This is a genomic window from Kitasatospora sp. NPDC043950 (genome assembly GCF_056435345.1).
The window spans coordinates 1-18,924 of the sequence record NZ_JBWKER010000048.1; the positions used below are offsets into that span (position 1 = coordinate 1).

The following is an 18,924-nucleotide window of genomic DNA, read 5'->3' on the forward strand; positions in this document are numbered from 1 at the left end:
CTGGACGGTCGTAACGCTTCGTTGGGGGACGGGGTGCGGCGGGCGTTGGGGCGTGAGCCGCGGGACTTCGCCGACTTCGCCCGCGAGGCCGCCGCTTCGGGCGTGTGGAACGTGTGATCCGGCTCGCCGGTGGCGGCCCGAACAGGCCGCCACCGGGCGGGCGTCGGTCGTGTATCCGGACATAACAGTGGAGGTTTGGCCATGTCGGACGGCAAGCAGGTCTGGTCGAGTGAGCAGGGCGTGGGCTCGCTGCCCGGGCACATCCGGGGCTTCGGGCTGATGCACGTGGCGATGCGCCGGGACGCCGCGCGGCTGAGCGCGGCCGCCGCCCGGGGTTCGTCCGCGGGCGGCTGGGGCCCCGCGGCGGCCCTGGCGGACTGGTTCGGCCGGCTGCGGGCCGTCATCGACTGGCACCACCACAGCGAGGACGAGATCCTCTGGCCCTTCCTGCGCGAGCGGCTGGCCGGCTTCGACGGCGGCGGCATCCTGGAGCAGGACCACGAAGCGCTCGACCGGACGATGCGCCGGGTCGCGGACGTGCTCTCCGCCCGCCGGATCGCCGAACTGCCCGAGGCCGCGGCGGGGTTCGAGAACCTGATCCGCGAGCACCTGGGGCACGAGGAGCCGGTGGTGTTCCCGGCGATCGCGGGCCTGCCGGTGGACGAGTACCTGCGGGTGGAGCGGCGGATCATCCAGAGCGCGCCGGGGCAGGTCATGACGTACCTGCAGCCGTGGATGTTCGACGGCGCGGACGCGGCGTCCGTGCGGGCCGTGTCGGCCACCATCCCGGGCCCGGTGCGGCTGATCGGCCGTACGGTGCTGGAGCGCCGGTACCGGCGCACCCTGAACCCGGTTCTGTGACCGCGGGCCCCTTTCCAACTCCCCTGGACTCCTCCCGGCACTCCTCCCGGCACCCGGCACTCTCCGGTGCCGCAAGTGTCGTCGCGCGTAGCGGGGTTCCGGTTGTCGCGGTTCCGTTGCGGGTGGCACCGCACGGTGGGTGGTGTCGTTCGTTCCGCTGTTCGCCGGCGCCGCGTCCTGCGGGGCCGGGAGAGTGAAAAGGGGTCCTGTGATGCGTTCGGATCAGAGGTCGGCACCGGTGTCGTACGCGGTCCCGTCGGCCATCGGCGGTGTGCGGCCGGGGAGTTCACCGTACGGCGGAACCGCCGGGCAGGGCCGTGCCGCCGGGCCCGTCCTGGCGGGCGCCACCATCGCGATGGGCCTGATGGCGGGCCTGTTCTTCGCCTTCGACGTGTCGGTGATGCCCGGCCTCGCGGCCGGGGACGACCGGACGTACGTGACGGCGATGCAGCACATCAACTCGTCGATCGAGAACGGGATGTTCGGCCTGGTCTTCGTCGGAGCCTTCGCCGCCACCGGCGTGGCGGCCTGGCTCCAGCACAAGGCCGGCCGGCGCCAGGCGGCGCTGTGGGCGGCCGGGGCGACGGTGCTGTACGTGGTGGCGCTGATGGTCACGATGGGCGTCAACATCCCGCTCAACAACGAGCTGGCGGCGGCCGGCGACCCGTCCCAGATCCACGACTTCGCCGGCGTGCGCGCCAAGTTCGAGGGCACCTGGGTGGCCGCCAACATGCTCCGCACACTGCTCTGCACGGCGGGCCTGGCGGCCCTGAGCCGCTCGTTGGTCCTGCATGGCCGGTTCAGCCGCCTGGGCCGCTGAGCGGCCCGGCCGCGCGCCGCAGGGCTGCGCGGCCGCGGGGATGCCCGTCCGCCTCGTGCGGGCGGGCGTTCGTGCGTTTCGGGTGCGGCGGGCCTGCTGCCCCCGGGCTCGATGGCGGGGCGCCCGAGTGCGCCGGGGCGTGCGCCGGTGCGCCGGGCCAGTGCTGTCGGTCAAGTCACCTGGGACGTCCTGGACTTGGCGATCCGGGGGCTATGGGTGGAGCATGGGCGGGCCCGGTCGTTGCGGCGCGCTTGCGCCGTTGCCGGGCCGTACGGTGGTCGGCGTGTCCGGTGAGCTGGAGAGGGGGCGGGGTCTGTGGTGGCGGTGATACGTCCGTACCTGATCCGGGGGAGAGCGGTTCCCCTGGCCAGATATCTGGCGGAGGAGGACATCGAGGGTCTGGTGGCGTGTTCGTGCATCGGGAACGAGGTCACGATCGACCTCGTGGACACCCGGATCCTGGTGACCCTGGCCGACGTGGCGGGGGCGGTGCGGCTGAACTTCGACATGGTCCAGGACGGTCCGGCCAAGGCGCGTTCCTGGTCCCGGCGCCTGCCGGGCGACGCGGGGCCGGGCGAACTCGCGGCGCGGATAGCCGTGGACGTGCGGACGCTGGCCCGGGAACTGGCCCCGCTGCGGCGCAACCCCCCTCGCAGGCCGGGAGAGGACGGGCGGTAGGGACGGCCGGCCCCGGGGGGGGGGGGGGGGGGGGGGGGGGGGGGGGGGGGGGGGGGGGGGGGGGGGGGGGGGGGGGGGGGGGGGGGGGCGGCCCCCCCCCCCCCCCCCCCCCCCCCCCCCCCCCCCCCCCCCCCCGGGGCCGTCACCGTGGTGGACGCGCGTCAGAGCGTCACCAGCCAGGACAGGCTCCCGGTCAGGTGCTCGCGCAGCGCCGGGTCGGCCACCGCCGGGGTGGGGTCGGTGGCGACGGCCGTGAGCAGGTGCGGCCGGGAGCGGGGTCCGCCCGGGTGGAGGGCGGCGAGGTCGGGCGCGGTACGCCCGCGCTGTCCGGGCAGCTCGCGTCCGTCCAGGAACCAGCGCAGCCGGGTGCCCGGGACGGGCAGGTCGACGGTGAGGCGGCTGGCGGAGGTGAGCCGGGTGTCGGTGGAGACGGGACTCGTCAGCGGGGTCGCGTGACGGTAGAAGCCGGCGATCATCGCCTCCCGTCCGGGCAGGTTGAACTCCCGCCCGAGCGAGCGCATGATCGAGTTCTCGGTCGGCCGGTACAGCCCCGTCGGGTAGTAGCCGCCGCCCTCGTACGCGCCGACCGTCCCGCCGTCGGGTGACGTCCGGCCGAGCCAGCGGGCCCACTTGGTGCCCTGGGCGCGCATCCGGTCGGCGGTCAGCGTACTGATGTTGGCCTCGGCCGGCTCCGCGCCCTGGTAGGTGCCCTGGCCGTCGTACGCGTACTCGTCGGCGAGCTTGCCCAGCGAGTGCCCGGTCTCGTGCACCGCGATCTGCCCGGACTTCGCGTTGCCGCCCGCCACGGTGGCGATGCCCTCGTAACCGAGCGGGGACTTCACGTCGTTGTAGCCCGCGCCGCCGTACTTGGTGCTGTTGGCCACCACGATCACCAGGTCCGCCTGCGGGGCCTTGGCCGCGTAGCGCTCGACCGCCTTCTCGTCCACGCAGAGCAGCCGCTCCACCCCGTCGCACCAGAAGTACGAGCCCAGCGCGGTGTGCCGGACGGTCGTCTGGTCCGGATCCCCGGAGACGCCCGACTCGGGCGAAACGGCCGACACCGCCCAGACGTTGAACAGGTTGCGGTAGGTGGCGTACGGCTCGACGGCGGTGATCTCGCGCCACTTCTCGGCCGCGTCGCTGCGGAACTTCTCCTGTTCCTGCGTCGCGTAGCCGTCGCCGATGACCACCACGTCGAGCTTGGCGGCCGGATCGCCGTTGCGCACCAGCGCGGTGACGTCGCCGTCGTCCTGGAGCGGGGCCACGCCCTGGGCGCGGGAGCCGGCCGTGTACGGGGAGCCGCCGGGGACGAGGGCCCGGGAGATGCCGCCGTCCTCGCCGAACACCTCGACCGGGTGCCGGCCGTCCGCCGGAGCGGCTATGGGGACGGCGCCCGTCGTGGGTCCGGGCGGGGCTCCGGGTGCGGCGAGCGCGGGGGCGCCGCCGAGGAGGGCCGCGGCCAGGGCGGCGGTGAGGAGGGTTGCGGCGGTTCTGGTCCTGCGGCTCCTGGTACTGCTGGGCATGGGTGGCCTCCCCGGTGGTGGCGTGAGCGGGAGGTGGCAGCCTATTTCCCATGTTGAGAACCTGACAACCTGTGAGGGGCATTCCGGATCCGCTCCGGGCCGCTACTCCGCGGACATCCCGCTGATGACGGAGACCGCGAGCAGCCAGGCCAGGACGGCCAGGGTCACGGTCACGGGCAGCGGCCAGTCCATCAGGAGGAGCATGGCGGCACCCACCAGCGTGGTGACCGCCACGGGTACGGACATCCCGGCCGAGATCCACCAGGAGCGCACGTTCGGCCCGAGCAGGCCGCCCGTGATCAGGGCCGTGCCCGCGCCGATCAGCAGCGCCAGCTTCAGGATGGCCAGCCACAGGGTGTGCGGATTGCGCGCCCGGTGCCCCTGGTGGTCGACCTCGACCACCTGGCCCCTCCAGACCGTCAGGTTCACGACCGTGTCGATCCGCACGTCGTCGTAGAACGCCTCCCCGACGTCGTAGGTGTCGGTCGGAGCCTTCTCGCGGGCCACGGTCAGGGTGTACGAGGTCGAGTCGCCGTCCCGCTCCGCCGCCCTCTTCGTCACCCGCCCGCTCTCCCGCAGCGTGCAGTCCACCCCGGGCCCGATCGCCGGAGCGCCGCAGACCGGGGCGCCGCGGTACGCCCACCCCTCGTGGTACGCGCCGACGAACCGCGCGAACCCGAGGCCGACCGCGGACAGTCCGAGCAGCATGAGCAGGGCCTGCGCCACGACCCGCGGCGTCAGCGCGGTGGCCCGCCCGCGCGGCCGGGCGTCCTGCGGGCCCGGCGGCTTGCCGAACAGCGTCATCGGACTCCCCCTCGTCTGGACGTCGGTCGCCATGCGGGCCGACGCCCCGGCACGCCGTGGGCCGCTCCGGGGGCGGCACGGACTTGGATGATGCCAGGGACGCGTGCGGGGCGGGAGGAACCCGGCACCGCTGTAACGGACTTGTGCCATGCCGGGGGTGCGGGAGGTACGCCGGTGACCGCGTGTTTTCGGTCGTTCCGGGCACGGGCGGACAACCCCTCGGCCCCTCCGCCCGGGCGGGTCCCCCGATCCCGACCCGGACCCCGACCCTGGCCCCGACCTCTCCCGGGCCGGTTCCCGGTCACGCGTCCCAGGTGACCGGGAGGCTCTTCACCCCGTAGATGTCCGCGGCCTCCGGCCGCAGGCCGACCTCCTCCGCCGGTACGGCCAGGCGCAGCGTGGGGAAGCGCTTGACGAGCGCGGTGATCGCGACGCTCAGCTCGACGCGGGCCAGCTGCTGCCCCAGGCACTGGTGGACGCCGTGGCCGAAGGCCAGATGCCCGGCGTACTGCCGCCGGAAGTCGAGCACGTGGGGATCGGCGAAGCGCTCTGGGTCACGGTTGGCGGTGTTGTACGACAGGATGACCGTCGTGCCGGCCTTGATGGTCTGGCCTCCCAACTCGACGTCCTCCAGCGCCGTCCTCATGAACGACTTGGCGACGCTCAGGTACCGCAGCAGTTCCTCGACGGCCCGGCCGGTGAGCGTCGGGTCGGCGCGCAGGTCGGCCAGCTGCGCCGGGTTCTGCAGCAGCGCGAAGGTGCCCAGCGCCAGCATGTTCGCGGTGGTGTCGAGCCCGGCCGCCAGCAGGATCAGGCTGACGCCCCTCAGCTCCTCATCGGTGAGGTCGCTGTCCATGAGGTCGCTGAGCACGTCGTCGGTGGGGTTCGCACGCTTGGCGGCCACCAGCTCCGCGAGGTACTGCTGGGTCGCCGTGTAGGCCGCGATCAGCTCCTCGTCGCTCGTCTCCCCGTTCACGAACGAGTCGATCTGCTCCTGGAAGGAGCCGCGGTCCTCGTACGGCACCCCCAGCAGCTCGCAGATCACGATGGCGGGGATGGGCTTGGCGAACGCGGTCACCAGGTCCGCCGACGGCCCGGCCGCCTCCATGGCGTCCAGGCACTCGGCGGTGATCTGCTCGACGCGCTCGGCGAGCAGCCGCATCCGCCGCACGGTGAACTTGCCCACCAGCGGCTTCCGGTAGCGCCCGTGCTGCGGGTCGTCCATGAGGAGGAACTCGCCGGGCGGAGCCGGAGGAATCTCGAAGTCGCCCACGTTGATGAGCTCCTTGCGCGAGCTGAACCGCGGGTCGGCCAGGACCGACCTGACCAGCTCGTACCCGGTGATCAGCCAGCCGGCCGCCCCGCCGGGGTGGGTGTAGCGGCTGAGGGGGCCGTGCCGTCGGGCGTCGGTCAGCTCGGCCGGCGGGTCGAAGGGGCAGCCGGGCGGGCGCGCCGTCGGCAGCGTGGTGACGGTGTGGACGGATTCACCCATGACCGTTCCTCATCTCGCGGAAATGCGTCTTCGGGACTCTTCGAAAGCTACGTTGCATTCAGCATGGTCGCAATTGGTCGAAGCAGCTATCCCAGGTGAACAGCGGTAAATTGATGCAATGACGCTGAGGTCGAATGCAATGCCGCATTGCAATGGATGAATGCGAAGGCAATACTGGCGGCATGCCAGGAGGACGACTGACCCAGCAGGACCGCCAGCGCATCGCGGCCGGACTCGCCGACGGGCTCTCCTACGCCGAGATCGCCAGGCGGCTCGCTCGGCCGACGTCGACGATCAGCCGGGAGATCGGGCGCAATGGCGGCCCCAGCGGCTACCGGCCCGAACAGGCGCACCGGGCGACGGTCCAGCGCGCGCGGCGCGGCACCCCGGCGCCGCCGCCCGCGGACGGGCCCTCGGACAGCCCGACGGGAGAGGAGATCATCGAGATGGCGGTCAGGACGGGGCTGCCGAGGATGACGGCGCGCGTGCACATCGACCTGCTGCTGTCCGAGGACGGCAGGCGCACCGCGGCCGAGCTGACCCGCAGGCTGAACGTCAGTGCGGCCTCCGTCTCCGTGGCCGTGAACTACCTGGTCCAGCACGGGTACGTCCGGCGCGAACGCGATCCGCAGCGGCGTCGCGACATCTACGTGGTCGACGACGAGGCCTGGTACCACTCGATCATGATCGGCTCGCGGGAGACGCTCGGGACGGCGCGGATCGCGATGACGGCCGCGGCGGAGTTCGGGCCCGACAGCCCCGTGGGGCAGCGGCTGGCCAGGGGCGGGACGTTCCTGGAACGCGTCATCCGGGACATGATGGAGTCCGCCGACCGCTGGCGTCACCTCCTGACGTGACCTCGTGGCGCGACCTCGTGGCGTTGCGTCAACTCGCTGTCCCCGCAGGCCAGGTGCCCGTCCGGCCCGGCCTGGTCCGGCGAGGGGGAGTGCCGGCCCGGCCGACTCGGCGCCGGGGTAGATTCCCGGGCATGACGACCACCGACCCGCTGAGCCCGGTCTCCCGTACCGCCCTGTCCGTCGCGCTGGTGCGCGCCTACGAGAGCTCCCGCCCCGAACCGCTCTTCACCGACCCCTACGCCGCCGCCTTCGTCACCGCCTCCGGCATGCCGATGCCCACCTCGGGACCGGCGAGCGGCCTCGCCAAAGGCCTGGTGGTCCACGGCATCCTGCGCACCCGCTTCTACGACGACCGCCTGCTCGCCGCCGGCGCGGACCAGGTCGTCCTGCTCGCGGCAGGCCTGGACGCCCGCGCCTACCGGCTCGACTGGCCGGCCGGCACCCGCCTCTTCGAACTCGACCTCGCGCCCGTCCTGACCTTCAAGCAGCAGGTCCTGGACGAACTCGGCGCCGACCCGGCCGGCGAACGCACCACGCTGCCCGGCGACCTGCTGGACCCGGACTGGCCGCGCCGCCTCGTCGAAGCCGGCCTCGACCCGGAGCGGCCCACCGTCTGGCTGGCCGAAGGACTGCTGGTCTACCTCACCGCCGACCAGGCGGCCGGCCTGCTCACCGCCGTCGGCACCCTCTCCGCCCCGGGCAGCCGACTGCTGCTCGAAAAGGGCCGGGACGTGACCAGTACCCCGCAGGACCCGGCCCTCGCCCACATCACCGACCTGTGGCAGGGCGGCCTCGGCCCCCACACCCACGAGTGGCTCGACGCCCACGGCTGGAACACCCGGCTCACCCTGCTCGACGAGGTCGCCGCCGCGTACGGCCGCCCCTTCCCGCCCGGCTCGGGCCCGAGCACCACCGGCTTCATCGAAGCGGTGCGCACCGGCGACAACGGCCTGGACAGACCTGCGCGTTGAGGACGAAGGCCCAGGTGGGGCAGACGGGGCAGACGGCGGCGTCGGCGATGAGCGTGAGCGTGTGGGCCAGTGCCATGGGCCAGTGCCATGGGCCGGGCTCCTTGCCGGTCGGGTGGTCCCTCTGACCGATCCGTCGACTGTCCCCTCGGTGCTGCGGTGCTGCGGTGCCGCGGTGCTGCGCGCTCAGCCGGTCGTGGTCCCGTGCGGGATGGTGAGGGCGGTGAGGAGGACGGCATCGGTGCTGGTCCAGCGGCCGTGGCAGCGGCCGGGCAGGTGGGGGTGGTGGGCGGTGAAGGTGCGGTCGGGGTGGAGGCGCACGGAGATGCCGGCCAGCCCGGTCCAGCGTCGGGTGAGCGGGTAGCAGGCCTTGTAGGTGGCCTCCTTGGCGCTGAAGAGCAGTCGGTCCCAAGGGACTTGGCCGTGAGGTAGCCGGCCGATCCGGTGACGCTCGTCCTCGGAAGCGGTGAGGGTGAGGACCCCCTCGGGGAGCGGCAGAGCAGGCTCGGCGTCGATGCCGAGCGAGATGACATCGGCCGCGTGCGCCGCAGCGCAAGCGGTGTAACCGTCGCAGTGGGTGATGCTCCCGACGGTCCCCGACGGCCACTCGGGGGCCCCGCCCGGCCCCGGGAGCAGCGGGACCGGAGGGTGGCCGAGCTGGGCGAGAGCGCGACGGGCGAGCGTACGGGCGGCGGTGAACTGCCGCTGCCTGCGGGGCGATCGGCCACCGATGTGGGCGCGCTCCGCAGGAAGGAGCGCGCCCTGGGGCGGCGGCCCGAAGGCCTCGGTGCAGTGGACAGTTGGCGGCAGGAGCCTGCCCAGCTCGGTGGTGAGGGAGGTGGTGGTCACCGCTGCGAAGTGAGTGTGAGCTGGTGGATCTGGCGGGCGATTTGGTGAGGGGCTTCGAGCGGGAGGATGTGGCCGGCGTCGGAGAGGGTGTCGACGGTGGTGTTGGGGAGGTGGGTTTGGAGGGTGCGGATGTGGGTCTGGCCGACAGAGGTGTCGTGGGTGCCACGAAGGATCGTGGTGGGGGTGGTGATGTTCCGGAGGTGGGGGGTGTGGTCCATGGTGCTGGTGGAGGCGAAGGTGGTGAGACGGATGTGGGGGTTGGTGTTGGCGAAGAGACGGCGGTTGGTCTCCTGGGTGTGAGCGGGGGTGTTGGGGTGGAGGGTCTTCTTGAGGAGCTGGCGGCCGAGCCGGGGGCTCTTGAGGGCGCGCTGGAAGGCCTTCGTCTTCATGATGCGGAGTTCGCCCGGAGGGGTCTGCTGGTCGTCGGCGGCGCTGGCGGCGAGGAGGAGGCCGACGAGGCGCTGGGGCGCGGTGCGGGGGGCGTCGGCGTAGAGCTGGGTGGCGTAGGCGAGCGCGGCGTAACCGCCGCCTGAGTGGCCGGCGATGACGACGGGACGGTGAGGGGCGAGGGCGTCGGCGACGGTGGCGAGGTCGTGCCCGAGTTGCTCGATGGTGAGGGCCTTGTCGCCAAGGGTGCTGGTGCCGTGGCCGCGCTGGTCGTAGGCGACGACGGTGTGGCCCTGGGCGGCCAGCAGCCGGGCCGTGGCGTGCCAGACGGTGTGGGTGGCGCCCCAGCCATGGGCGAGGACGATCAGGGGCGTGCTGGTGGGGGTGGTGTCGTGGGGGTCGATGTGGGCGGGGTGGTGGATGGCGACGGTGAGGCGGGCGCCGTCGGGGGTGGTGGTGGTGAGGTCGGTGATGGTGATGTCAGTGGTGGTGGTCACGAGGTGCTCCTGCCTGCGTCTGTGGTGTTTGTGTTGTGTGTGAGTTGGTGGTTGAGGTTGGTGAGGGCGTTGTGGGTGGCTTTGGTGTGTTGGTTGGGGATGGTGTGTTTGGGGAGGAGGGTGGGCCATCCGTGGGGGGTGGTGGTGAAGGTGATGGTGAGTTTGGTGTGTTGGTTGTTGTGGGTGGGGGTGAGGGTGTAGGTGGTGGTGCCGGTGAAGTGGCCGGTGTGGGTGGTGGTGAGGGTGTGTGGGGGTGTGATGTGGGTGGTGGTGGCGGTGAAGTGGATTTTGGGTCCGGGTTTGGTGTGGCCGTTGGGGTGGACGGTGATGTGGGTGGTGCCGCCGGGGTGTTCGGGGGTGGGGTTGCCGGGTTGGTGGGTGTTGTGGGGGGTCCACCAGGTGGTGGTGCCGTTGAGTTCGGCGATGAGGTGGTTCCAGACCTGGTGGGTGGGGGCGTGGATGACGGCTTCGTTGACGAGGTCGTAGGTGTGGATGGTGTGGCCTCCTGTTCTTTCCTGGGGTCCTGAGTTTCTGATGGATTGATTTCCCGGGTTCTTGCTTTTCTGCTGTTCTGGTTTATTGGTCTTTGGGTCTGTATTTCTTTTTCTGTGTGCCGCCTGTCGTTCGTCGCTTGCGGACTGCGGACTGCGGATTGCGGTCTGGTCGTCTGGTGATTTGTGCTTGTCGTTTTCGTTGCGTGTCTGCCGTCTGCCGTCTGCCGTCTGCCGTCTGCCGTCTGCCGTCTGCCGTCTGGCGTTTCTGGCCTGTGCCTGTGGTTTTTCCGTGTTTTGTGTCTGTGCTTTTTTGTTGGTGTGTTTCTGTGTGCCTGTGCCAGTGCTTGTGCTCGTGGCCTGTGCTCGGTGCTCGGTGCTCGTGGCTTGTGCTTGTGCTTGTGTGCCCGCGGCCGGTGGCTCGTGGCCTGTGCGCCTATTCCTGTGCCTGTGTCTGTGTCTGCGTGCGTTACCTGTGTCTGTGTCTGTGTTTGTGTGCGTTACCTGTGTCTGTGTTTCTGTGGGTCTGTTCCTGTGTGTGTTCCTGTGTGTGTTTCTGTGTCTGTGTGTCTGTGTGTTTGTGTTGTTAGGGGAAGATGTTTTGGCCGGGGGTGAGGGTGTGGGTGGGGTCGTATTTGTGTTTGGTGTTGGTGAGGTTGTTCCATTGGGGGCCGTAGTGGTTTTTCCAGTCGGTGGGGGTCATGTGGGGGATGGCGCCGACGAGGTAGCGTTTGGCGCCGAGGGTGGTGGCGTGGTCGTAGAGGGTGCGGTTGTGGGTGAGTTGGGTGGTGGGGTTGGTGTTGGGGTGGGGGAAGGTGAGGAGGTCGAAGAGGTAGGTGGTGGGTTCGTTGGGGGTGATGGCGTAGGGGTGGGTGATTTTGTTGGTGGGGAAGGGGTAGAAGAGGAGGAGGCCTTGGCCGAGGGTTTCGGGGGTGAGGAGGGGGGTGGCGTAGGTGATGAAGTTGGCGGCTTGGGTGGCGGGGAGGAAGAGGCTGAGCCAGGGTTTGGGTTGGTTCCAGTAGCCGAGGTTTTTGAGGTTTTGGGTCCAGGTGTCGGCGCGGTAGGTGTATTCGCGGTAGGTCTGGTCGGTGATGGTGGTTTGGCCGGGGTCGGGGTTGAGTCCGGTGAGGAGGGGGGTGGGGTTGGGGGGTGTGGTGCCGTTGTAGTAGGTGGCGGTTTCGATTTTGTATTGGGGGGTGGTGTCGGGTCGGGGGATGATTTCGCCGATTTGGGTGTGGAAGCGGCCGTCGTTGAGGATGTTTTGTTGGTCGGTGAGGTAGGTGGTGAGGTTGTTGTAGTAGAGGTTGAAGACGAGGGCGCGTTGGGGGGCGGGGATGAGTTTGACGGTGGCGCGGATGATGATGCCGAATTGTCCGGCGCCGGCGAGGGCGGCGTGGAAGAGGTCGCGGTTTTTGGTGGGGGTGGCGGTGAGGAGGCGGCCGGTGCCGGTGATGATGTCGATGGATTCGACGGTGTCGGCTTGGAGGCCGTGTTTTTGGACGGTGTTGCCGATGCCGCCGATGCTGATGGTGCCGCCGATGGAGAGGTGGAGGTAGTCGGTGAGGCAGGGTGGGGTGAGGCCTTGGTCGAGGGCGGCGTCGGTGAGTTGGGCCCAGGTGACGCCGGCGTCGACGGTGGCGTTGGTGGGGGTGATGGTGTGGATGCGGTTGAGGGTGCGGGCGTCGATGCTGATGCCGCCGGCGGGGGAGGCCTGGCCGTAGTTGGAGTGTGATTCGAGGTCGTTGTCGGTGCCGCTGCGGCCGTTCATGGCGACTTTGAGGCCGTTGCAGCGGGCGTAGTTGATGATTTTGATGATGTCTTGGTCGGAGCCGGGTTTGAGGACGGCGTGGGGGGTGTTGGTGGTGAGGCGGCCGAAGTCGTGGCTGAATTCGGTGAGGGTGGCGGTGTCGGTGGTGAGGGTGCCGTCGAGGGTGGGGACGGGGGAGAGGTGGCCGTGGGTGGTGGGGGTGTTGGTGGTGGCCCAGGTGCGGGTGGTGGTGTTGTAGGCGGTGATGAGGGCGGTGGTGGCGGTGGTGGTGAGGAGGGTGCGCCTGGTGAGGTTGGGGTTGGGCATGGGGGTCCTGTTCGGGTAGGGGTGGGTGTGGTGGGGCGGGGCGGGTGTTCGGGTGGTGGTTAGTGTGTGAGGGCGGGTGGGTGGGTCCCTGAGGTGGTGGGGGCTGTGTGGGTGTTCGGTTGTCGGTTGTGTGTCCGGTTCTGGTTTCCGGTGGGGTGTTCCGGGGGTGTGGGCCGGCCGGGCGGCGGGGTCCGTGGGTGGGCGGGTGCCGCCCGGCCGTGTTGGGTGTGCCTGTGTGGTTGTGCCCGTGTGCCCGTGTGCCCGTGTGCCCGTGTGCCGGGCAGGGGGGTGGGGGTTAGGGGGTGGTGTGGGTGACGGTGGCGCGTTGGTAGTTGAGGAGGTCGAAGCGGCGGGTCTGGCGGCGGAAGCGGTAGGTGTAGGTGGGCCAGATGGAGGGGTTGTTGCCGTGTTGGTCGGTGTACCAGCTCTGGCAGCCGCCGGTGTTCCAGACGGTGTTCTTCAGGCGGTCGGTGAGGGTCTGGTTGTAGGTGTTCTGGGCTTCGGGGCGGACCTCGACGGAGGTGATGCCGTGGGTGTCGATGGTTTTGAGGGCGTCGATGATGTAGGCGATCTGGGCTTCGATCATGACGGTCTGGGAGGAGTGGCCCAGGGTGGTGTTGGGGCCCAGGAGCATGAAGAGGTTGGGGAAGCCGTGGATGGTGGTGCCGCGGTGGGCTTTCATGCCGTGGGTGTGCCAGGTGTCGCGCAGGGTGGCTCCGTCGCGGCCGTGGATGCGGCGGGCGACGGGGCGGTCGGTGGCGGTGAAGCCGGTGGCGAGGATGATGGTGTCGATGGTGCGGGTGGTGCCGTCGGCGGTGGTGATGTGGGTGGGGCCGATGTCGGTGATGGTGTCGGAGACGATGTCGACGTTGGGTTGCTGGATGGCGGGGTACCAGGTGTTGGAGAAGAGGAGGCGTTTGCAGCCGACGGTGTAGTCGGGGGTGAGGCGCTGGCGCAGGCCGGGGTCGGGGACGGATTTCTTGAGGTGGCCGGCGGCCATGTTCTTCATGCCGGTGGTGCGGCCTGGGCGGGACATGAAGAACGCGACGATCTCGCGGCCGTTCTTGTTGAAGGCGCGGCGGAAGCGCTGGTAGCCGGGTAGGTGGCGCAGCATCCAGGTGTGGCGCGGGGTGTTGGGCTTGTCGGGTTTGTGGGCGACCCAGGGCGGGGTGCGCTGGTAGAGGTCGAGGCGGGCGACCTGGTTCTGGATGGCGGGGACGAACTGGATGGCGGAGGCGCCGGTGCCGATGACGGCGACGTTGCGGCCGGTGAGGTCGTGGTCGTGGCGCCAGCGGGCGGAGTGGAAGAGGGTGCCGGTGAAGGTGGCCAGGCCCGGCAGGTCGGGGACGGCGGGTTCGGAGAGGTAGCCGGTGCCGGTGATGAGGATCTGCGCGGTGTAGCGGCCGTGGGTGGTGTGGATGCGCCAGTGGCGGTGGTCGGTGTCCCAGTGGGCGTCGAGGAGTTCGTGGCCGTAGCGCAGGTGGGGTTCGACGCCGAAGCGGTGGGCGGTGTCCTTGAGGTAGGCGTGGACTTCGGCCTGGGTGGCGAAGGTGGACTTCCACTCCGGGTTGCGGGCGAAGGAGAAGGAGTAGAGGTGGGCCTGGACGTCGCAGGCGCAGCCGGGGTAGGTGTTGTCGCGCCAGGTGCCGCCGAGGTCGGTGGCGCGTTCGAAGACGAGGAAGTCGTCGGTGCCGGTCTGCAGGAGGCGGATCGCGGTGCCCAGGCCGGAGATGCCGGCGCCGATGATGGCGACTTTGAGGTGGCGTACGGCGGTGGTGTCGGGATGGGTGGTGGCGCCGGCGGGTTCGGGCTGGTCGGCGCCGGAGGGGGCGGGGTGTTCGGCGGTGGTGGTCATGGCCGGGGTGTCCCCTTTCAGGCGCGGCGGGTGAGGGTGACGCGGAAGTTGTTGAAGATGTGGTCTTCGAGGGTGTAGGCGAAGATGTCGAGGTAGCGCTCGAAGCGCTGGACGGTGGTCTCGTCGGCCATGGCGACGGCTTCGTCGCGGCGGGCGGCCAGGAGCTGGAGCCAGGCGCGGCAGGCGCGGGCGAAGGACTCGGGTTCGTTGCGGATCTCGGTGACCTCGAAGAGGCCGTCGAGGCCGGCGGCGAGTTCGGGCAGGCGCGGGATGTGGCAGCCCTCGAACTCCTCGCGCTGGAGGAACTTGAGGTCGTCCAGGAGCTGGCGGCGCAGCGGGGGGTTCTCGACGGTCATGGTGTGCAGGACGAAGCGGGCGCCGGGCTTGAGGAGGGAGTGGACCTGCTTGAAGAAGACGCGGTAGCGCTGGGTGCGCTCCTTGGGGGTGAGGGAGGAGAGTACGAAGTGTTCGAGGGCGTTGATGCAGAACGCGGCGTCGTAGGGCTCGCCTTCGGCCTTGTGGTCCTCCCAGCTCTCGACGCGGGCGTGGATGGCGGGGTTGTCGAGGGCGGCGACGAAGTCGGCTTGGGTGCGGGAGAGGGTGACGCCGACGGCCTGCTGGACGCCGTGGACGGTGGTGAGGCGGTTGAGCATGGTGCCCCAGCCGCAGCCGATGTCCAGGACCTTGGCCTTGCCGGCGGCCTGGGCGAGGTCGGTGAAGACGTCGAGCTTGCGTTCCTGGGCCTCGTCGAGGGTGGCGACGAGGTCCTCGCCGTCCTCCCAGTAGCCGCCGGAGTACATCATGGTGGGGCCGAGGATGAGCCGGTAGAGGTCGTTGCCGACCTCGTAGTGGTGGCGGATCGCGTCGACGTCGGGGTTGATGGAGCGGGTCTCGGCGGTGGTCATGCGGGTGTGCCCCTGTTCTGATGGCGGATCGGGTGGACTGGACTGGGCTCGGCCGTGTTCGGCCGGGCCGGGTGGTGCCGGGTGGTGCCCGGCCGGGCTCGGCCGGGCGGTGGGGCCGGGGGCGCCGTTGTCCGGGTGGACGGCCGTGTCGGTGGCGGTGGTCGGTCCCGTGCGGTGCGGGTGTTCGTGCCGGTGAGGGCGGTTGGCGGGCGTCCGTGTGGTGGCCGGGCCGCCCTGACGCGGTGCTTGCCCGGTGTGGTGCGTCCCCGGTGCGTGCGTCCCCGGCGCGGTAGGGCCCTGGTGCGGTGGGTCCCGGCATGGTCGCCGGCGGTGCGGTGTCCACGCCGCGGTGCGTCGCGGTGCGGTGTGGTGCGTCCCCGGTGCGTGCGTTCCTGGTGCGGTGGGTCCCGGCACGGTCGCCGGCGGTGCGGCGTTGTGCGGTGCGGCGTTGTGCGGTGCGGTGTCCGCGTCGCGGTGCGTCGCGGTGCGGTGCGGTGTCCGGGCCGTGGTGCGTCGCGGTGCGGTGCGGTGTCCGGGCCGTGGTGCGTCGCGGTGGGGGGTGGTGCGGGTCGTTCCCTCCCGGTGCGGCGCGGTGGGGGGGTGGTGGGTGTCGTGCGTGTGGGTGCGGTGTCTCGGGTCAGGTAAGCGCGTGTCTCGCAAGCGGTGCGCAAGCGTGGGTGGGGGGCCGGGGTTGCGGGGCGTTTGCGTGGGGGTGGGTTTCATGCGGTTTCGACAAGACACGCGGCCCCCACGGCCTTCCCGGGTTTCCCCGGAGGGGTTTTCGGGTTCCGTCGCGGTGCGTCCCGTGGCCTGTGGGCGGCGGGGTGCGCGGTGGCGGTGTCCGTCACCCCCCGGGGGTGTGTTCTCCGGGTCTGTTCTGCCTCATCACGTGTTGGCGCCCGTTCCGGGGCGTCCAGGAAGGAACGATCACTCATGTCCGACATCCCCACCATCGAGGACCTGGCCGCGCAGTTGCAGGCGGTCTCCGGAGCGCAGGAGATCGACGCGGACGCGGCGCTGCAGCACATCGCGGACGTGGACTCGCTGGATCTGATGGAGTGGCTGTACGGGTTCCAGAACCAGTACCCGCACATTCCGGCGGACGAGTCGCTGTTCGCGGACATCGACGACACGACGACGCTGCGGGTGGTGCACGAGCGGATCCTGGCGCTCGTGGGCCAGGCCGGCGTCTGAGCGCGGGGCACTGCTCGATGAGCGGCTTCGACATCACCGGGTGGGGGATCTCGGTCCCCGAGCGCGTGGTGACCAGCGTGGAGCTGGCGGAGCGTTTCGGTGTGGACGAGCACTGGATCGTCTCCAGGTGCGGGATCCGGGAGCGGCGGGCGGTCGGGGCGGGGCAGAGCACCGCGTCGATGGCGGTTCAGGCCGGGCGCCGGGCGCTGGAGCGGGCGGGGCTGTCGGGTGCGGACATCGCGCACCTGATCGTGGCGACGGCGACGCCGGAGCAGCCCTCGCCGGCGACGTCGGCGTTCGTCCACGACGAGCTGGGCATCGCGGGCAGCGCGCACGACGTGAACTCCGAGTGCGCGGGGTTCGTGTACGCGCTGGTGACGGCGGTGGGTCTGCTGCGCATGGATCCGCGGCCGATCCTGGTGATCGGTTCGGACACCCACACGCTGACCGCGAACCCGGCGGACCGGGACCTGTCGATCCTGGTGGGTGACGGGGCCGGTGCGGTGGTCCTGCAGCCCGGCCCGGTGGAGCGGGTCCTGGCGTGGAACCTGGGCGCGGACGGCTCGTGCAAGGACAGTCTGAAGGTCCTGGCGGGGGGTTCGCGGATGCCCACGACCGAGGAGACGGTGCGCCGCGGTCTGCACTACGCGCAGATCAACGGCAACGAGATCTACCTGAACGCGGTGCGCTACACGGTGCGTACGATCCGCGAGACGCTGGAGCAGGCGAAGCTGACGCCGGCGGACGTGGACCATGTGGTGCCGCACCAGGCGAACATCCGGATCATCAACTCGGTGCTCGCCCATACCGGGATTCCCGCGGACCGTCTGGTGGCGAATCTGGACCGGTACGGCAACACCGCTTCGGCGTCGATCCCGATCGCGCTGGCGGAGGCGTTGGACGCCGGGCGCATCCAGGACGGGGACACGGTGCTGCTGGCCGGGTTCGGTGCCGGGATGACGTGGGGTTCGGTCCTGTTGACGTGGGGAGGGGCGCGGTGAGCGGCAAGGGTGCTTTCGGGCAGCGGCCCGCGTCCCCGGTGGCGCTGGTGACCGGCGCTTCGGGGGGGCTGGGCCGGGAGCTGGCGCTGGCGCTGGACGCGGCCGGGTGCCGGGTCGCGGTGCACTACAACAGTGCCCGCCAGGCCGCCGAGGAGGTGGCGGGCAAGCTGGCCGGCGACCATGTCCTGGTCACCGGGGACGTCGCGGACTACGCGCAGGTCACCGCGATGTACGAGCGGATCACCGAGGCGCTGGGCCCGGTGGACGTGCTCGTCAACAACGGGGCGGTGCGCAGGGACGCGCTGATGGCCATGCAGGATCCGGCGCAGTGGCGGCAGGTGATCGACACGAACCTGGTCGGTTCCTTCCACACCGCGCGGGTGTGCGTGCCGGCGATGCTGCGGGCCCGCTGGGGCAGGGTGGTCAACATCGTCTCCCCGTCCGCGCTGATCGCCACCGCCGGGCAGACCGCCTACGCGGCGTCCAAGGCGGGGCTGATCGGGCTGACCCGCACGCTGGCGGCGGAGTGCGGGCGCCGGGGGGTGACGGTGAACGCGCTGTCGCCCGGGTTCATGATCACGGGGATGACGGACACCCTGCCCGAGCACGTGGTCGCCGGGATGCGGGAGAAGGTGCCGGTGCCGCGGTTCGTGACCCCGCAGGAGGTCGCCCGTTCCATCGGGCTCTTCCTCGACCAGGACTGCATGACCGGACAGGTCATCAGCATCGACTCGGGAGCCTCCATCACCTGACCCGCCCCCGGTTCCCGGCCCGCCCGGCCCCCTTCCCGGCCCGCCCCCCTTGGTGAAGACCTGGGGGGCGGGCCGGGCGGCGTGCGCGGGCGGTGTGCGCGGGCCGGCCCGGGGCCGGGGCGGGTGTGCCGCGGGGGGTTCTAGGCGCGATGCCGGTGACTTAGCAACGATCGTGAGCCGCTGACCTGCGGCAGTGCTTCGGCCAGAGGGCCGTGGAAGACCGCAAAGTCACCGGCATCGGTTCTAGGCGAGGACGGCGAGCGCGGCCTCGTAGTTCGGCTCGTCGGCGATCTCCGCGACCAGTTCGGTGTGCAGGACGGTGTCGTTCTCGTCCAGGACGACGACGGCGCGGGCGGTCAGCCCCGCCAGCGGGCCGTCGGCCAGGGCCACGCCGTAGTTCTCGTGGAAGTCGCGTCCGCGCAGGGTGGACAGGGTCCGGACGCTGTCCAGGCCCTCGGCGCCGCAGAAGCGGGCCTGCGCGAACGGCAGGTCGGCGGAGATGCACAGCACCACGGTGTTGGCCAGCGAGCCGGCCTTGGCGTTGAAGGTGCGCACCGAGGTGGCGCAGGTGGGGGTGTCGATGCTGGGGAAGATGTTGAGGACCTTGCGCTTGCCGGCGAAGTCCTGCAGCGAGGTGTCGGCGAGTCCCTCGCCGACCAGCGTGAACGCCGGGGCCTGGCTGCCGGCCTGGGGCAGCGCGCCGCCGACCTGGACCGGGTTCCCCTTCAGCGTGACCTGAGCCATGAAAAGCCTCCTACCAGCGGTGGAATGTGGTGACAACGCCGCCGATCCTACTGCGCGCGCCCGGTCCCGGACGCCGGGCGGCCATCCCTCGGACGCGGGAGGGCGTGGGGGTGCCGCCACCGTGCCTGCCGGTGCGTCTGCCGGTGGGTCTGCCGGTGCGCTCACCGGTGCG

General features: G+C 70.9%; 18 protein-coding genes and 1 pseudogene. 9 read left to right on the forward strand and 10 right to left on the reverse strand.

The features are described from left to right. From AC07BF_RS28030 to AC07BF_RS28045, 4 genes and pseudogenes are all read left to right on the forward strand, one after another. Positions 1 to 117, forward strand: a pseudogene (locus tag AC07BF_RS28030) (NmrA family transcriptional regulator); the annotation flags it as partial. Positions 118 to 201: 84 nt separating this feature from the next. Further along, on the forward strand, positions 202 to 861 hold the full coding sequence (locus tag AC07BF_RS28035; protein WP_400807885.1) for a hemerythrin domain-containing protein: 660 nt from the start codon (positions 202 to 204) through the stop codon (positions 859 to 861). A gap of 211 nt (positions 862 to 1,072) precedes the next feature. Next, on the forward strand, positions 1,073 to 1,681 hold the full coding sequence (locus AC07BF_RS28040; protein WP_363589724.1) for an anthrone oxygenase family protein: 609 nt from the start codon (positions 1,073 to 1,075) through the stop codon (positions 1,679 to 1,681). Positions 1,682 to 1,999: 318 nt separating this feature from the next. After that, positions 2,000 to 2,359, forward strand: coding sequence for a hypothetical protein (locus AC07BF_RS28045; protein WP_478334080.1), 360 nt, complete (start codon positions 2,000 to 2,002; stop codon positions 2,357 to 2,359). A 161-nt stretch (positions 2,360 to 2,520) separates the two neighbouring features. Here AC07BF_RS28045 and AC07BF_RS28050 read toward each other — a convergent pair whose 3' ends face one another. The 3 genes from AC07BF_RS28050 to AC07BF_RS28060 form a co-directional block, all read right to left on the reverse strand. After that, positions 2,521 to 3,882: a M64 family metallopeptidase gene (locus AC07BF_RS28050; protein WP_478334081.1), complete on the reverse strand. Its 1,362-nt coding sequence runs from the start codon at positions 3,880 to 3,882 to the stop codon at positions 2,521 to 2,523. Positions 3,883 to 3,984: 102 nt separating this feature from the next. After that, on the reverse strand, positions 3,985 to 4,686 hold the full coding sequence (locus tag AC07BF_RS28055; protein WP_363633643.1) for a hypothetical protein: 702 nt from the start codon (positions 4,684 to 4,686) through the stop codon (positions 3,985 to 3,987). 301 nt (positions 4,687 to 4,987) lie between these two features. Next, a complete protein-coding gene (locus tag AC07BF_RS28060) occupies positions 4,988 to 6,178 on the reverse strand; it encodes a cytochrome P450 (RefSeq protein ID WP_363589600.1) in 1,191 nt (396 codons plus the stop codon). Positions 6,179 to 6,360: 182 nt separating this feature from the next. Here AC07BF_RS28060 and AC07BF_RS28065 point away from each other — a divergent pair, with 182 nt between their 5' ends. Continuing rightward, positions 6,361 to 7,035, forward strand: a complete 675-nt coding sequence (locus AC07BF_RS28065) for a helix-turn-helix domain-containing protein (protein ID WP_400807876.1) — start codon at positions 6,361 to 6,363, stop codon at positions 7,033 to 7,035. Between the two features lie 131 nt (positions 7,036 to 7,166). Beyond that, entirely contained in the window at positions 7,167 to 8,006 is an 840-nt protein-coding gene (locus tag AC07BF_RS28070; RefSeq protein WP_363589602.1) for an SAM-dependent methyltransferase, read from the forward strand. 183 nt (positions 8,007 to 8,189) lie between these two features. On the opposite strand, the gene AC07BF_RS28075 is transcribed toward AC07BF_RS28070, so the two are convergent. The 6 genes from AC07BF_RS28075 to AC07BF_RS28100 all read right to left on the reverse strand — a co-directional run bounded on the left by AC07BF_RS28075 (position 8,190) and on the right by AC07BF_RS28100 (position 15,061). After that, positions 8,190 to 8,852: a 4'-phosphopantetheinyl transferase family protein gene (locus AC07BF_RS28075; protein WP_478334082.1), complete on the reverse strand. Its 663-nt coding sequence runs from the start codon at positions 8,850 to 8,852 to the stop codon at positions 8,190 to 8,192. Further along, a complete protein-coding gene (locus AC07BF_RS28080) occupies positions 8,849 to 9,736 on the reverse strand; it encodes an alpha/beta fold hydrolase (protein ID WP_363633649.1) in 888 nt (295 codons plus the stop codon). Before AC07BF_RS28080 ends, AC07BF_RS28075 begins: the two co-directional genes overlap by 4 nt. Continuing rightward, positions 9,733 to 10,389, reverse strand: coding sequence for an SRPBCC family protein (locus AC07BF_RS28085; RefSeq protein ID WP_478334095.1), 657 nt, complete (start codon positions 10,387 to 10,389; stop codon positions 9,733 to 9,735). Before AC07BF_RS28085 ends, AC07BF_RS28080 begins: the two co-directional genes overlap by 4 nt. 424 nt (positions 10,390 to 10,813) lie before the next feature. Continuing rightward, positions 10,814 to 12,301 carry an FAD-binding protein gene (locus tag AC07BF_RS28090; protein ID WP_478334083.1) on the reverse strand — a complete coding sequence of 496 codons (1,488 nt, stop codon included), beginning with the start codon at positions 12,299 to 12,301 and terminating at the stop codon, positions 10,814 to 10,816. Between the two features lie 295 nt (positions 12,302 to 12,596). Further along, positions 12,597 to 14,156 carry a flavin-containing monooxygenase gene (locus AC07BF_RS28095; RefSeq protein ID WP_363632279.1) on the reverse strand — a complete coding sequence of 520 codons (1,560 nt, stop codon included), beginning with the start codon at positions 14,154 to 14,156 and terminating at the stop codon, positions 12,597 to 12,599. A gap of 17 nt (positions 14,157 to 14,173) precedes the next feature. Next, positions 14,174 to 15,061, reverse strand: a complete 888-nt coding sequence (locus AC07BF_RS28100; RefSeq protein ID WP_363589033.1) for a class I SAM-dependent methyltransferase — start codon at positions 15,059 to 15,061, stop codon at positions 14,174 to 14,176. A 933-nt stretch (positions 15,062 to 15,994) separates the two neighbouring features. Between AC07BF_RS28100 and AC07BF_RS28105 the strand changes: the two genes are divergently transcribed. From AC07BF_RS28105 to AC07BF_RS28115, 3 genes are read left to right on the forward strand one after another with little or no spacing between them, the layout of a single operon-like run. Next, positions 15,995 to 16,255 (forward strand): hypothetical protein, encoded by a 261-nt coding sequence (locus tag AC07BF_RS28105; protein WP_063350787.1) that lies wholly within the window; start codon positions 15,995 to 15,997, stop codon positions 16,253 to 16,255. A 17-nt stretch (positions 16,256 to 16,272) separates the two neighbouring features. After that, positions 16,273 to 17,256: a 3-oxoacyl-ACP synthase III family protein gene (locus tag AC07BF_RS28110; protein WP_363589035.1), complete on the forward strand. Its 984-nt coding sequence runs from the start codon at positions 16,273 to 16,275 to the stop codon at positions 17,254 to 17,256. Further along, complete coding sequence (locus AC07BF_RS28115; protein ID WP_363589037.1) at positions 17,253 to 18,008, forward strand: SDR family NAD(P)-dependent oxidoreductase; 756 nt, start codon at positions 17,253 to 17,255, stop codon at positions 18,006 to 18,008. Before AC07BF_RS28110 ends, AC07BF_RS28115 begins: the two co-directional genes overlap by 4 nt. A gap of 243 nt (positions 18,009 to 18,251) precedes the next feature. Here the strand turns inward: AC07BF_RS28115 and tpx are convergent, their stop codons facing one another. Next, a complete protein-coding gene (gene tpx, locus AC07BF_RS28120; RefSeq protein WP_063350790.1) occupies positions 18,252 to 18,752 on the reverse strand; it encodes a thiol peroxidase in 501 nt (166 codons plus the stop codon). Positions 18,753 to 18,924 lie beyond the last annotated feature (172 nt).

Bases quoted from the DNA above. Each gene is read 5' to 3' on its own strand.
- AC07BF_RS28110 (WP_363589035.1), top strand. From the start codon at position 16,273: ATGAGCGGCTTCGACATCACCGGGTGGGGGATCTCGGTCCCCGAGCGC.
- tpx (WP_063350790.1), bottom strand. From the start codon at position 18,752: ATGGCTCAGGTCACGCTGAAGGGGAACCCGGTCCAGGTCGGCGGCGCG.
- AC07BF_RS28105 (WP_063350787.1), top strand. From the start codon at position 15,995: ATGTCCGACATCCCCACCATCGAGGACCTGGCCGCGCAGTTGCAGGCG.
- AC07BF_RS28040 (WP_363589724.1), top strand. From the start codon at position 1,073: ATGCGTTCGGATCAGAGGTCGGCACCGGTGTCGTACGCGGTCCCGTCG.
- AC07BF_RS28090 (WP_478334083.1), bottom strand. From the start codon at position 12,301: ATGCCCAACCCCAACCTCACCAGGCGCACCCTCCTCACCACCACCGCC.
- AC07BF_RS28050 (WP_478334081.1), bottom strand. From the start codon at position 3,882: ATGCCCAGCAGTACCAGGAGCCGCAGGACCAGAACCGCCGCAACCCTC.
- AC07BF_RS28095 (WP_363632279.1), bottom strand. From the start codon at position 14,156: ATGACCACCACCGCCGAACACCCCGCCCCCTCCGGCGCCGACCAGCCC.
- AC07BF_RS28055 (WP_363633643.1), bottom strand. From the start codon at position 4,686: ATGACGCTGTTCGGCAAGCCGCCGGGCCCGCAGGACGCCCGGCCGCGC.
- AC07BF_RS28035 (WP_400807885.1), top strand. From the start codon at position 202: ATGTCGGACGGCAAGCAGGTCTGGTCGAGTGAGCAGGGCGTGGGCTCG.
- AC07BF_RS28100 (WP_363589033.1), bottom strand. From the start codon at position 15,061: ATGACCACCGCCGAGACCCGCTCCATCAACCCCGACGTCGACGCGATC.
- AC07BF_RS28060 (WP_363589600.1), bottom strand. From the start codon at position 6,178: ATGGGTGAATCCGTCCACACCGTCACCACGCTGCCGACGGCGCGCCCG.
- AC07BF_RS28065 (WP_400807876.1), top strand. From the start codon at position 6,361: ATGCCAGGAGGACGACTGACCCAGCAGGACCGCCAGCGCATCGCGGCC.
- AC07BF_RS28070 (WP_363589602.1), top strand. From the start codon at position 7,167: ATGACGACCACCGACCCGCTGAGCCCGGTCTCCCGTACCGCCCTGTCC.